The organism is Pseudaeromonas sp. HNCC25DJ180 (assembly GCF_055413345.1).
On the sequence record NZ_JBVAYF010000006.1, the window covers coordinates 13,637 to 27,187 of the forward strand.

13 protein-coding genes are annotated in these 13,551 nt (G+C 59.0%); 5 read left to right on the plus strand and 8 right to left on the minus strand.

The window, feature by feature from the left end:
• Positions 1 to 65 precede the first annotated feature (65 nt).
• The 3 genes from ACZYTD_RS06840 to fabV form a co-directional block, all read right to left on the minus strand.
• Positions 66 to 797: a substrate-binding periplasmic protein gene (locus ACZYTD_RS06840; RefSeq protein WP_463890581.1), complete on the minus strand. Its 732-nt coding sequence runs from the start codon at positions 795 to 797 to the stop codon at positions 66 to 68.
• Between the two features lie 226 nt (positions 798 to 1,023).
• Positions 1,024 to 2,220 (minus strand): BaiN/RdsA family NAD(P)/FAD-dependent oxidoreductase, encoded by a 1,197-nt coding sequence (locus ACZYTD_RS06845; protein ID WP_463890583.1) that lies wholly within the window; start codon positions 2,218 to 2,220, stop codon positions 1,024 to 1,026.
• Between the two features lie 69 nt (positions 2,221 to 2,289).
• Positions 2,290 to 3,468: an enoyl-ACP reductase FabV gene (fabV, locus tag ACZYTD_RS06850; RefSeq protein WP_463890585.1), complete on the minus strand. Its 1,179-nt coding sequence runs from the start codon at positions 3,466 to 3,468 to the stop codon at positions 2,290 to 2,292.
• 329 nt (positions 3,469 to 3,797) lie between these two features.
• On the opposite strand from fabV, the gene ACZYTD_RS06855 reads away from it, so the two are divergent.
• Positions 3,798 to 4,232 (plus strand): universal stress protein, encoded by a 435-nt coding sequence (locus tag ACZYTD_RS06855; RefSeq protein WP_463890587.1) that lies wholly within the window; start codon positions 3,798 to 3,800, stop codon positions 4,230 to 4,232.
• 12 nt (positions 4,233 to 4,244) lie between these two features.
• Here the strand turns inward: ACZYTD_RS06855 and ACZYTD_RS06860 are convergent, their stop codons facing one another.
• A complete protein-coding gene (locus ACZYTD_RS06860; RefSeq protein ID WP_463890590.1) occupies positions 4,245 to 5,138 on the minus strand; it encodes a sensor domain-containing diguanylate cyclase in 894 nt (297 codons plus the stop codon).
• 237 nt (positions 5,139 to 5,375) lie between these two features.
• Between ACZYTD_RS06860 and ACZYTD_RS06865 the strand changes: the two genes are divergently transcribed.
• Together ACZYTD_RS06865 and ACZYTD_RS06870 are read left to right on the plus strand one after the other, a co-directional pair.
• On the plus strand, positions 5,376 to 5,537 hold the full coding sequence (locus ACZYTD_RS06865) for a hypothetical protein (protein ID WP_463890591.1): 162 nt from the start codon (positions 5,376 to 5,378) through the stop codon (positions 5,535 to 5,537).
• A 63-nt stretch (positions 5,538 to 5,600) separates the two neighbouring features.
• A complete protein-coding gene (locus tag ACZYTD_RS06870; protein ID WP_463890592.1) occupies positions 5,601 to 6,104 on the plus strand; it encodes an opioid growth factor receptor-related protein in 504 nt (167 codons plus the stop codon).
• Position 6,105: 1 nt separating this feature from the next.
• Here the strand turns inward: ACZYTD_RS06870 and ACZYTD_RS06875 are convergent, their stop codons facing one another.
• On the minus strand, positions 6,106 to 6,357 hold the full coding sequence (locus tag ACZYTD_RS06875; protein WP_463890593.1) for a GNAT family N-acetyltransferase: 252 nt from the start codon (positions 6,355 to 6,357) through the stop codon (positions 6,106 to 6,108).
• Between the two features lie 554 nt (positions 6,358 to 6,911).
• On the opposite strand from ACZYTD_RS06875, the gene ACZYTD_RS06880 reads away from it, so the two are divergent.
• Both ACZYTD_RS06880 and ACZYTD_RS06885 read left to right on the plus strand, forming a co-directional pair.
• The gene (locus tag ACZYTD_RS06880; protein WP_463890594.1) at positions 6,912 to 8,048 is read left to right on the plus strand and encodes a CobW family GTP-binding protein; all 1,137 of its coding nucleotides are present in this window, start codon (positions 6,912 to 6,914) and stop codon (positions 8,046 to 8,048) included.
• Positions 8,049 to 8,225: 177 nt separating this feature from the next.
• Positions 8,226 to 8,786: a gamma carbonic anhydrase family protein gene (locus tag ACZYTD_RS06885; RefSeq protein WP_463890595.1), complete on the plus strand. Its 561-nt coding sequence runs from the start codon at positions 8,226 to 8,228 to the stop codon at positions 8,784 to 8,786.
• An 87-nt stretch (positions 8,787 to 8,873) separates the two neighbouring features.
• Here the strand turns inward: ACZYTD_RS06885 and ompA are convergent, their stop codons facing one another.
• The 3 genes from ompA to kdpD form a co-directional block, all read right to left on the minus strand.
• Positions 8,874 to 9,908 carry a porin OmpA gene (gene ompA / locus ACZYTD_RS06890; protein ID WP_463890913.1) on the minus strand — a complete coding sequence of 345 codons (1,035 nt, stop codon included), beginning with the start codon at positions 9,906 to 9,908 and terminating at the stop codon, positions 8,874 to 8,876.
• 242 nt (positions 9,909 to 10,150) lie between these two features.
• A complete protein-coding gene (gene kdpE / locus ACZYTD_RS06895; RefSeq protein WP_463890596.1) occupies positions 10,151 to 10,855 on the minus strand; it encodes a two-component system response regulator KdpE in 705 nt (234 codons plus the stop codon).
• On the minus strand, positions 10,852 to 13,551 hold the full coding sequence (kdpD, locus tag ACZYTD_RS06900) for a two-component system sensor histidine kinase KdpD (protein ID WP_463890598.1): 2,700 nt from the start codon (positions 13,549 to 13,551) through the stop codon (positions 10,852 to 10,854). Before kdpD ends, kdpE begins: the two co-directional genes overlap by 4 nt.

Here is a 13,551-nt window from a genome sequence, read left to right on the forward strand (position 1 = left end):
TCTTGTTTGCTCGCAAAAATGCAGGGGTATGGCCAGAGAACACACCATGTGCAGAGGGTGGGCACCTAAGGCTCCACATAGTGGTAGCGCTGTTTCAGCCGTTGCAGGGTGCCATCTAGCCGCATGGCTTCAATCACCTGTTGCCAGCGGACCATCTCGGCATCGGGAAAATCCGGCGAAGCCGCCAGATAGAGGGTTACTTGCGATAACGTGGCGCCGCGGACCAATTGCCGCTCATCCAACCCGGCAACGCGCTGGGCATAAAACCCGGTATTGAGGCTGACCGCCCAGGCATGAATACGCCCTCGCGCCAGCTTCTTAGCATTGATGATCTCAGAGGCGGCGTTCTCAATATGCACCCCTGGGATTTTCTTCATCAGCTGCTCAGCCACTGAGTCTCGCATCACGCCGACCGTAAGCCCGGCCAACTCCTCTTGCCGGATCGGGCGGGGGTGGTACTGACGATCGGTGAAGAGCACAAAGGCCTCATCGACCAGAGGCGAAACCCAACGAAACAGCGCCTCCCGCTCAGGGATACGGCCCGGCGGCACCAACAGAGTATCGTGGCCATTTGCGGTGACCATCAAGGCACGCACAAAAGGTTTAACATCCAGCGGCGCGGGTTCACCGAGTCGTTGCGCCGCGACCAACAAGATCTCAGCCGTTAGCCCTGGCCCCAGCGGCTTGGTCTCATGCATGACAAAAGGAGGCACCTCGGCGCCAATCAAGGTCACCGCCTTGGCGTCTGAGAGCAGAGCCCAAGTCAATAAGAGGAGCAGCAGCGCACGAGTGAGCATATTAACTCCCGAGCCAGACACCGAGCCGCAACAGCGAGGTTCAACCCTAACTACTAACTACTAACTACTAACTACTAGTATGGTTGAAGCCATGCCAGCCGGGTAAACCTGGCTGGCATGGTTGTTATTTTGTTCCCAGCCCAATAAGCCAAGAGTGTGATGAGAGAGCAAGATTAAGGGCAGTGGAGTCATGCCGTGTTGAGCTACCCCAACCAAGGGGAATGACCTAAGCAAACTGTCCGGCGACCCAGCCTGAGCTCCAGCACCACTGGAAGTTAAAGCCCCCCAGATGGCCGGAGACATCCATCACCTCGCCGATAAAGTAGAGGCCGGGCACCTTCTTCGCTTCCATGGTCTTGGAGGAGAGCTCGTCGGTATCCACGCCCCCCAGCGTCACCTCGGCGGTGCGATACCCCTCGGTGCCATTGGGCAGTAGACTCCAGCCAGCGAGCAAGTCAGCCACGCCACTCAACTCCTTGGGGGTATATTGCCGCAGGGGCTTGCTGAGCAATTCGTGGCGTTCGATCAGCTTCTCCACCAGCCGCTTGGGCAGTTCGCGGGAGAGCAGGGTTTTAAGCTCGCTCGCCGGATGCTCGCTCTGCCAGTGCTGCAGCAGGGCCGGAATATCCTGGCCCGGCAACAGGTTGATCTGTATGCGTTGCCCCGGCTGCCAGTAGGAGGAGATCTGCAGGATCACCGGCCCCGACAGGCCACGGTGAGTAAACAGCAGCGCCTCCCGAAACACAGTGCCATCCTCGGCGCTCACCTCGGCAGGCAGACTGATGCCGGAGAGCTCGGCGAAGGCCTCCTTGTCGGCGGTGTGCAGGGTAAAGGGCACCAACCCAGCATGGGTTGGCACCATGTTGAGGCCGAACTGCTCGGCCAGTCGATAGCCATAGGGGGTGGCCCCCAGCTTGGGCAGGGAGAGGCCACCGGTGGCAATCACCAGCGAGTGACAGGTTACAGAGCCTCGGCTAGTCTGCAGGGCAAATCCGCCCCCGGCCTGCGGGTTGACGGCGAGGATCTCGGTCGGCAATTGCAACGTCACCCCAGCCCACTCACACTCGGTGAGCAGCACCCGCACTATCTCCTTGGCAGAGTCGGTGCAGAAGAGCTGGCCATGCTCGCGCTCCTCGTACTCCACGCCGTGACGCTCCACCAGCTCGATAAAATCCCGCTGGGTATAGCGCGCCAACGCCGATTTGGTGAAATGGGGATTACGGCACAGGAAGTTTTTGGAGCTGGCATAAAGATTGGTGAAATTGCACCGACCACCGCCGCTGATGAGGATCTTGCGCCCCGGTTTCTTGGCGTTATCCAGCAGCAGTACCCGGCGTCCGCGATAGGCCGCCTGGGCCGCACACATAAGCCCCGCCGCACCGGCACCGATAACAATCACATCCCACTCTTGCTGACTCTGCACTTGCCTTCCCCTTCCCTCACCCCATGCGGGCGCCATTGTAGCGGGGATGCGGGTCAGGATCACGAACGCTTACGCCTTTACCCCCGTCAACTCCAGCGACAAGGGGGCCGAATAGTCGATCTCGGGCCAGTCAAAGCCATTGAGCCGCAGGAACTCCTGCCGCAGCCCGGCGTAATCCCCTATTTCGCGGAAGTTGTCGCCGTTCAGGGAGCCCAGGCGGTTGAGCAGCTCGGTTTGTACCTCAGGATCCAACTCCCGCTCATCCAGACGCCAGCGCCCCTGGTTATCCACCTTCACCGCTTGCTCGCCATAGAGCTGCTGCACAAATAGCCGACTCATCTGTTCGATACACCCCTCGTGCAGCCCCTGGGCCTTCATCACCTTCATCAGCACCATAAGGTAAACCGGCAAGAAGGGGATGAAGAGGCTGGCCTTGGTGACCAGCGCCTTGCACAGCACCACCCGAGCATCGCCCTGCTCGCCAAGCCCGCTACGCAGCATCTCGGCGCTGCGCTGTAGGTGCTGCTTAGCCAATCCCAGGGTGCCATCCCGATACCAGGAGTGGGTAATGGCCGGCCCCTCGTAGGAGAAGGCCAGAGTGCGAAAGCCCGGAGCCAGGCAGCCAGCCTCGGCCAGTTGCAGCACCCACTGCTGCCAATCGTCGCCGCCCATCACCCGCTCTGTGGCCGCGATCTCGCCAGAGGTCGCGGCAGGCATCTCCTGCTGGATCAGCTGTTCGGCGCCCAGATCCAACCCCCACCCCGTCACGGGGTTACCTATGCTCTTGAGTACGGAGCGATAACGCTCACCACCCGCCATGATGCGCACCCCACTGGCCAGCGAGTAGATGAGCAGGTCGACTTGCCCCCACTGCTGCTGGATCCAGCGCACCACCTGCTGCTGCATCGCAGGAGCGAAGGCATCGCCCAACAGGCTAGTAGCCGGGACACCATGAGCCTCGGCCCATTGCTGGAAGTGATGTTGGTTATACCAACCCGCACTGCCAAACCCCTGGGCCGAGGGGGCACGCTCGAACGAAAGCCCCAGTGTCTCGGCCCCACCGCCCACCGCCAAGACAATGCGCGCCGCCAGACCGAAGCCGGAGGAGGCGCCGAGGATCAGCACCCGTTTGGGCCCGGCAAAACGCGGCTGCTGCTGGACATAGGCGATCTGCGCCTCTACGGCACGCTGACACCCCAAGGGGTGACAATTCTTGGCAACACAGCCCTGGATCAGCGGCTCCCACATAGGACCTCCAAAAAGCAAAAGAGAGATGCATGAGCATCTCTCTTTCTCTGTTCATGCAACATATAGGAAGTAGGAAGGGTGAGGCCTCATGGCAAGGCACTCTTTCAGGCTAGTGGTCATGGCTTCGCATGACAACCTCACTCTGTGATGGGGGTCGTATATTTGCATTAATCTGCCCATTGGTTCAGGCTGAAAAGGTCAGTCACCCCTTTATGCTACTCATGCCCACTCTGTCATGCCAGAGCATGATGTGTGTCATCTGGCACAAGCCCCTTCCCCCACGGGCGCTATAGTCTGAGGGGCTGCCTTGTCTTTTAAGGAGAATTTGTATGAGAGGCCAAAGTTACCAACACATACTCGCTGCCATCAATCTGGATGAAGAGAGCGGCCCTGTGCTGCAAAAAGCCATAGCCCTAGCCAAGACCCATGCGGCCAAGCTCTCGGTCATCCATGTGGATGTCGATGTAAAGGATCTCTACACCGAGATGATCGATATTGATCTCAACCGAGTGCAGGATCAGGTGATCCAGGATGCCCAACAGAAGCTGGAGCAGGTGCTGGTGGGGCTCGACTTCCCCATAGAGAAGAAGTTGATCCTCTGCGGCGATTTGAGTGAGCGGGTCAATGAAGCCATAGAGCAGTTTGGTGTCGACCTGCTGGTCTGTGGCCATCATCAAAGCTTCTGGAGCCTGCTGGTCTCCTCAGCCCGCCAACTGATGAATCATGTGGAGTGCGACATGCTGGTGGTTCCCATCAAGGGCTAACCACCACGCTTTTTACTCGAGCACACTCTGGGTGGCCACCTCTCCGGCCACCCGATTATGGATCTGGCGAGCCGATTGCAAGCGTTGCAGCAGACGCGCCAGCATATGATCCAGCGGCTCACCTGGCTTGAGCATGACCACACCAAAACTGGCGGTGAGGGGTCTGTGGGGCAGTAACTGAGCCTCGGCAATCTTCTCACGCAACCCTTCGGCACGCAGCAGGGCCAATTCCATCTCTACCTGGGGCAACAACAGCAGAAACAGATTATCCTCCCAGCGGCCAATGGCCAAGGGTTCGCCCTCCTGATGACGCACCAGACGAATGAGGCGCACTAGCGTGTCGTCGGCCGCATCCTTGCCATACAACTGCCGCACCTTCTCCAGGTAGTCCACTTCAAAGGCGATGACGCTAAAGGGCGTCGCGGCCGCCACCAAAGTCGACAACCTGGCCTCAAAGCGCAGACGGCTCTCACTGCCGGTTAGCGGGTCCGTGAGCGGTACCTGTTGAACGGCAGGCTCCGCATGATTAGCCAATGGGTGTACCAGGGCAAACAGGGTTCCCTGCTCGGTGCGCGCCACCCGCTCCCACACCCGACGGTAGTGACCATCATGATGCAGAATACGATACTGGCTCTGATAGTCGGCAATCTCGCCCGTCACACAACGATCGAATTGGCCACATAGGGGCTGCACATCATCTGGATGCACGCGATCGAGCCAACCCAGATCATCACGCACCCTAGCGCCCAGTCCAATCAAGGCCAGGCAAGCCGGACTGTGAGCCAGGCCGGTATCAGCAGACCACTGCCAGCAGCCCACGCCCAATTGCTCTACCATGCGCCCCAACAGCGCCTCATTGTTCAGCAAGCTAGTGGTAAGCAGGGGTTGTTCCAGAGGATGGGACATAGTAGCTACTCCAGCAGCATCATCTTCAGCGGTTTTATCACTCACTCGTGGCGGCGGCAAGCAGCTTGTTGCCCCTAGGCAAGCGCTTGGCTTGCCCTTGACCATTAGCCTAAACCCTAGGCCCATCACCAGTCTGTGGCCTCGCTCCGACCATGATGAATTTTCTGTCACCCTCTCGCTTAGTCGCAAAATTTTTGTATAGACTAACAAGAGGTCCCCCAACAAAGAGAGCAAGTCATGGCAGATAATGACGATTACGATCCAGATGATGCGGTGTGGGAAGACGAAGAGGAGGAGGGTTACGAAGATGACTGGGACGATGATGATGATGCCTGGGATGAAGATGACGATCTGCTCGGCGAAGATGACCTAGACGACGACACAGATGATGAAGAGTAACCCTCACAGCTCCAGCCGCAAGGCCAGCCCAGTGCTGGCCTTGCCTTTTGGGGAGTCTAGCGAATGGAACCGATCTTAGCCTTCTATCGTGGCCTGGCTCCCGACCACAGAGGACGCTGGTTGCACGAGATATGGCGCACCAACGCCCACTGGCTGGAGCAGACCCATGACTACATACCCTGGTTATTTCCACTGCCGGAACCCAGTAGCGTCACCCCTCAGGCTCCGCTGCTCACGGCCGCCTGCCGCCAGGCCTTTGCCACAGACCCACAACTGCAGCAACAGATGCGGCACTCGCTGAACCTGATGCTCAATTTCTGGGGGATCACCGACCAAGGCGGAGAGTATGCGCTAAAAACGCATACCGAACTCACGGCCGCCTGGCTGCAACGGTATAACCATAACCAACTGCGCCTCACCCGCACCATCCGCAGCCTGGGCGCCTGCCATCTGCTGACCGAGGCCCTGCAACTGCAACAACTGGTACTGCTAGCGGGCCAGAACCGGGTCAACCCACCAACCCTGGAGTATTGGCGCCATGCCCTGGAGGGGCTGGTCATCGTCTGACTCAGCGCTGCTTGTGCTCTAGCCAGCGCACCGCATAACTGCAGGTGGCCACCAACTGGTACCCCTGTTGTTGACACCAGCTCTGACAGGCACGCATCAAGGCATCGGCTACCCCTTGCCCCCGCAGAGGTTCCGGCACCCAGGTATGAAAGATATTGACCCAGGGCGTCTGCAGGGAGTACTCCAGCCGAGCATCTCCCTCCGGCAGTTGCACCACAAAGCGCTGCTCTTTCACTTGATGTTCTACTTGCATGGATCCCTCCTCCACTTCAACCATAAGCGGCTCATACGAAGCGACCCGTTACCACCGACTGGTGGACGGCCATCAACCTCTTCTCTTCAATATGAACCATAGCGCCTACTCTTGCACCCCGTAGAAACCCTACCGCAGCCCAGAGGACGCTTTTGCAATCGGTTACAAACCCATCAACTCATCCGACCAGGCAAGATGAAAGCGTAATCATAGCTAAATCAAGCGGTTTCATAAAAATAGAACTTGATCAAGTTCACATAATCCTTAGTATCAAAGGTGACAAAGATCACAAAACACCATGAGGTGAGATATGAAAAGCATCTATAAGAACCTGACCAACCTGCTGACTGGCAAGCAAGAAGAGCAGTACGCTCCAGCCACTCGCCAATACTTCTTCCGCTATGAGCGTTAAGCACAAGCTGGCCAGACCCAGCTCACCCTGACAAGCCGCACTTGATGCGGCTTGTTTGTTTTTATTTTCCCCTTCGTTCCAGGCTTGCACTTCATCGACCCACGGGCACAATAGCCTACTCGCATCTCACCAGGCCTTTGTCATGCAGCCAAACCAAGATACCCGCATCCCCGTCACCATCATCACCGGCTTTCTCGGCAGCGGCAAAACCACCCTACTCAACCATTGGGTCCAACAACCGGAACTGGCCGATTGCGCCATCCTGATCAATGAGTTCGGGGCCGTTGGCCTGGATCATCAACTGGTGCGCCAGGTGGATGAACAGGTGACCCTGCTGGATTCAGGTTGCATCTGCTGCTCGGTGCAGGGCTCGCTGGCCAGTACACTGCAGGAGTTGTTTATGAAGGCGCTGCGCAAGGAGATCAAACCCTTCCGCCGCCTCATCATAGAGACCACTGGGCTAGCCGACCCGGCCCCCGTGCTCTTCACCCTGCGTCAGGATGACTTCATTGCCCAGCGCTATCGCTTCGATGGCATAGTCACACTGGTGGATGGGGTGCATATTGCCGGACAGCTGGCGCGCCAATATGAGGCGGTCAAGCAGATAGCCTTGGCCGATCTGCTGGTCATCAGCAAGAGCGATCTCATCCCCCCCGAACAACTCGCCGAGCTCAAACAACGGCTGACCCAGCTCAACCCTGCCGCCCCGCAGCATGTGGTGCAACAGGGGACTTTGAGTCCGGCTGTGCTGGAGAAGATAGGCCCCTACAGCACCGAAGCGGGCAAGAATGTGCGCGCCCTCTTGGCCTGGTTGCGCACCGAAGCTCCCAAATTGGGGTTGGCCTCCCCCTTGCGCCCAACTGCAGCACAGGATCAGAGCTTGGGCATACAACCGCAGTTGCCCAGCAGCCATGCCGATGTGGTCAGTTTCAGCCTGCGCTTCGGGGCGCCGCTACAGGCCGCCAGGCTGATTGCCGCCGTCGAGGCGGTGCAGGCTAACTTTGGCGACTCCCTGTTACGTCTGAAGGGCATACTGCAACTGGAGGGCGAGAGCCAGCCTCTGGTGATCCACGGGGTTCATGGTCAGCTCTATCCCCTCACCAGCCTGGGTGAGTGGCCGGAAGGCAAGGCCCAGACCAGCTTGGTGTTTATCGTGCGAGCCGCAGCCAAGGAGCAGATCGAAGCGCTATTTCAACAGGCGTTGAGCCAACCTGAACCCACGCTGGCCGAACAACTCTATGCGCGCTTCAACCCACCATCCGCAGGGCATGAGGTGTAATCGGCGCCGCCACGTTCGAGGAGAATAACCCCAACGAGTCGGGGAGCGACCAGTAAAGGGTTCCTTTACCGCACTTTTTTGGCGTAAGCTGGGCTGGCAGCGGTGATGACGGTATGGCATCCCTTGCCGGTTTTTCAATCGCGTACGTTATCGAACTAGCCAATGACAGGATGTAGCATGATCCGTAAAAATCCTTCCGGCCACCTGCCGGTTATTGATGAATCCGCCTATATCGACAAGACCGCCATCATCTGCGGCAAGGTCATCATCAAGGAAAATGTTTTCGTCGGCCCCTATGCGGTGATCCGCGCCGATGAGGTCGATGAGCACGGCGACATGGAGCCCATCATCATTGGCGCCAACTCCAACATCCAGGATGGCGTGGTCATCCACTCCAAATCCGGGGCGCCCGTGGTGATAGGTGAATACACCTCCATTGCCCACCGCTCCATAGTCCACGGCCCCTGTGAAGTCGGTGACCGAGTCTTCCTCGGCTTCAACAGCGTACTCTTCAACTGTCGCATCGGCGCTGGCTGTGTGGTGCGGCACAATGCGGTGGTAGATGGCTGTGATCTGCCCTCTGGCTTCTATGTCCCCTCCACCACCCGCATAGGCCCGAAAACCGATCTCTCCCAGATCCCCCGAGTCAGTGCCGACGCCACCGAGTTCTCCGAAGATGTGGCCCACACCAATATCGACTTGGTCAAAGGTTACAAGGCCCTCTCCAACGAGTTCTGAGCACACAGCGGTAGCCGCCCAGCGAGTGAGCGCACCAAAAAAAAACGCCAGCCCTAGGGCTGGCGTTATTCATGGAGAAGAGACGACTTATTCCGTCACTTCCTTGGTACCCGTGACCTGGATGGTCACGCGGCGATCCGGAGCCAGGCAGGAGATGATATTCTTCTTGCCCTTGACGCTATCGCACTGGGTGCCAGTGACTGGCTCGGCTTCGCCTCGACCCTGGGTAGAGATCTTATCCGCCGGGATACCCTTGTTCACCAGATAGTCGGCTACGCTCTTGGCGCGCTTCTCGGAGAGGATCTGGTTGGAGGCATCGGAACCGATACGGTCGGTATAACCCACCACCAGAGCCGTACCATCCTTCGGTGTTTCCGCCTGAATTTGCCCATACAGGCCATCCAGGGCGGCAACCCCTGCAGACTTCAGGCTCGCCTTGCCGAAGTCAAACAGCACATCGGAGGAGAGATTGAACTCCTTGGTCACCTTGACAGGCTCAGGAGCCGGAGCAGGGGCGGGAGCCGGGGCAGGCGCGGCCACCACAGGCTCGGCCTGGCCGAAGCGATAGCTCACACCAACGCTCAACAAGCCGCTATCCACTTCACTACCCACGTACTGCTTATCACCCACGCCACCAATCCACTGGTACTCCAGACGAGTAGCCCAATCGCGGGTCATGGCATACTCCAGACCCAGAGCCGCCAGCGGTGAGTAACCATCATCACTGTTATTTTCGCTGTCCGCCCAGTAGGCGAAACCACCCAGACGGGTGTAGATATCCAGGGCATCATTGACAGGGAAACCCAGCTTGACGCCCAGTTGCCCGCCCTGAGCCTTCAGCTCATCCGCGCCATTGGCAAAATCGAACTTATATTTACCCAGGTAATCATAGCCAGCTTCAAAACCCAGCCAGGAATTGAGTTGATAACCCAGGAAGGCGCCGCCGCCTACATCGCTCTTGTCTTCATTGCTCACACCAGTCAGCACTGAGTTGTAATCCGGGCTCAAAAACTGGGCGTAGCCCAATTTGCCACCGACATACCAGGTATTATCTTTGGGAGCTGCCTGCGCAGTCGACATCATCAAGCCCACCACGGCCACTGCAATAGCTGTTTTCTTAATCATAATATTACGCCTCTTTGAGTCTTATCCATTTTGATGCGACCTCAGCGAAGGGTCACACCACTCATCCTTTCCTTGTGCTCAACCGCCACATGGCGCCACCGCGGCGATCATCCAGCGATTTACATCACGCAACACGTGATAGGCAAAGCTTAGACCGTAAAGAGTCCCTATGCCACAAGATATGATGGAAAAATCAACGAATTGACAGAAAGTAGGGCAAAAAACCTAAGCCAAGCGACCTAGTCCATCGGATCGGGAATAAAGCGATAGCCGATGCCAGTCTCGGTGATGAGGTAGCTCGGCAGGGTGGGGTCGCGCTCCAACTTCTGCCGCAGATGACCCATGTAGATGCGCAGATAGTGATTGTGCTCAACGAAGGTAGGACCCCATACCGCATTCAACAGATGGCGGTGGGTCAACACCTTACCAGGGTGCGCCAGCAACTCCCCCAACAGGCGGAATTCGATGGGGGTAAGGTGCAGCTCCTCGTCACCTCGCGTCACCCGACGTAGCGCCAGATCGACTCTCACCGCCCCCAGTTGTACCCAAGGCGAGAGACTCTCGGCCTGGGGCCCCCGCCGACGCAGGGCGGCACGCACCCGGGCCAGCAACTCCCCCATGCCAAAGGGTTTGATCAGATAATCATCCGCCCCCAGATCCAGAGCCGCTATCTTGTCGCCCTCATCCACTCGCGCCGACAAGACGATCACAGGTATCGAGCTCCACTGGCGTAGATCGCGGATCAGATCCAGACCATCCCCATCCGGCAGCCCCAGATCCAGCACCAGAAGATCCGGCTTACGAGTCGCCGCCTCGATCAGGCCGCGCTGCAGCGAATCCGCTTCATGGACACGGAACCCCTCAGCCTCCAGAGCACTGCGCACGAAACGCCGAATGGCCTGTTCATCCTCAACGATCAACAGGGTAGTGGGTGACTCGTTCAATCGACCTCCAGGGCATCATCTAACAGCGGGGGTGGCGTCTTCAGCGGCAGAGTAAAGGCGAAACAAGCCCCGCCCTGGGGCCGCTCCTCCGCCCAGATACGACCGCCATGGGCCTCCACTATGGCACGACAGATGGCCAACCCCAAGCCGACACCCGGGATCACCGACTCTTTGTCACCTCGGGCAAACTTTTCAAAGATAAGCTGTTCCTTGCCTGGCGGCAAACCGGGGCCTGAGTCCCAAACCCGGATCTCCAGCTCCTCGCCTCGCACCTGAGCCCCAATGCCCAGGGTTGCCTGAGCGCCGGCATACTTGCAGCCATTCTCCAGTAGATTGACCAGCACCCGCTCCAGCATGGTGCCATCGCAGTAGAGCAACGGCAGCATATCGGGTAGTTGCCGCTGCAGTGGGTGCCCCGCCAGCGGCACCGCCAGCTCCCGCAGGGCACTGCCTACCAGCTCCGGCAGTGACTGCCAATCCCAACGCAGCGCCATGCCCCCGGATTGCAAGCGGGCCATGTCCAGCAGATTGTTGACCAGCCGGGTCATGTCCAGCACCTGCTGGCGCATGGCTCCGGCCTGCTCGGCTTGAGGTGAGTTCGCCATCCCCAGCTCCAGGGTCAGGATCTCGGCCTGGCCAAACAGCACAGTCAGGGGGGTGCGTAAATCATGGGAGAGCGCCGCCAGCAAGGAGTTGCGCAACCGTTCCGACTCTACCTTGAGCAGGGCCTGCTCGGCCTCCTGCCCCAGGACAATCCGCTCCAGCGCTATGGAGATGAGTACGCCATAGAGATCCAACAGCCGTAACTGCTCGGGTATCATCAAGAGCCGCAGATTAGCCGGCTCCACCACCAACACCCCCAACCCCAGATTGCCACTGAAGAGAGGCAAGAGGCGCTGAGTCAGGGCCGGCAGGGTATCACTCCCCAGACCAGCTGGCGCCCGGTGATCCAGACACCACTGGGCCACGGCACGGTCAACACCGCAGCGTTCATTACCACTCCCCCCCTCTTGCAACTGCTGATCCGCATCCAACACCAGCAACTGAGTTCGGGCATGGAAGCTGCGCGCTACAAAATCACAACTGATGGTAGCAATTTCGTTGGCACTGACAGCACCACTCAACGCCTTGGCCAACTCGAAAAGCTGACGCGAACGCTGCTCCCGGTACTGGGCAATTCGGGCCTGGTAACGCACTCCGGCAGTCAATTGACCAATGAGCATGCCCACTGCCAGCATCACGGCAAACGTGACCAGATATTGCACATCGCTGACGGCAAAGGAGAAGTGGGGATCCACGAAGAAAAAATCGAAAATGCCGACATAGAGTATGGTCGCCAGGGTGGCCGGGCCTCGACCAAAACGCAGGGCGATGAGCACCACCCCCAGCAAAAAGATCATGACAATGTTGGCGGCATCCAGAAAGGACATCATGAGCCGGGATACCCCCGTCAACGCGACGCCCAGCACCAGGGTGGCCAGACACCCCTTGAGCTGTACCTGCCAACGTTCAGCGAAACTACGCAGGTCAGGAGGCAACACCTCGGGCTGACGAGGTGCTCCCGTCTCTCGATCCACCGACACTATGATGAGGTCCAGCTCCGGCCCCAGACGTCCCAGGCGCTCGGCAAAGTGGCGCCCACGCTGCCAGAAGTACTCCCTGGCTCGCCGACCTATCACTATCTTGCCCAGGTTATGCTCCCGGGCGTACCCCAGCAGGGCCTCCGCCTCATCCGGGGCCGCCAGCGTGGCCGTCTCGGCCCCCAACTCGGCGGCCAGCTTCAAAGTGTGCAAAATCCGACGACGCTTGGCCTCGGGCAGCCGGTGCAAACGAGGCGTCTCCACATAGACGGCATGCCAGGGGCTACCCAGCCTGGCGGCCAGACGAGCGGCGGTGCGCACCACCTTGTCGCTGCCATCCTGAGGGCCCAGGCAGAGCAGCAGGGCATCCTGGGTATGCCAGACACGGGTAATATCGCTGTCGCTACGATACTCCCGCATCTGATCGTCCACCCGCTCGGCGGTTCGACGCAGGGCCAGCTCCCGCAGCGCCATCAGGTTACCCTTGCGGAAGAAGTGTTCTATGGCCCGCTCGGCCTGCCCTGCCAGATAGACCTTCCCCTCCTTCAGCCGCTGACGCAGATCATCCGGGGTCAAGTCCACCAGCACCACTTCATCCGCACCATCGAACACCCGATCCGGCACCGTCTCCCGCACCCGGATACCTGTGATGCCGCCCACTATGTCATTCAGGCTCTCCAGATGCTGCACATTGAGCGTGGTAAAGACATCAATACCAGCTTCCAGCAGCTCCTCCACATCCTGCCAACGCTTGGGGTGGCGAGAGCCGGGCACATTGGAGTGGGCCAGTTCATCCACCAGCACCACGGCAGGACGGTGGGCCAACACCCCATCCAGGTCGAACTCGGCCAAGCGATGGCCCCGGTAGAAGTGGTGCCGCAAGGGCAGTAGCGTCAGTCCCTCGAGCAGCGCCGCTGTCTCGCTGCGGCCATGAGTCTCGACTATGCCGATCAGCACCTCCAAGCCTTGGGCCCGCAGGCGCTGAGCCTCTTGCAACATGGCGTAGGTCTTACCCACCCCAGCACTGGCACCAAAGAAGAGCTTCAGCTTGCCTTTATGGCGCATCTTGGCCAGCAGGGCATCAGGATCCGGGCGACGACCTTCTTCCACACTCAT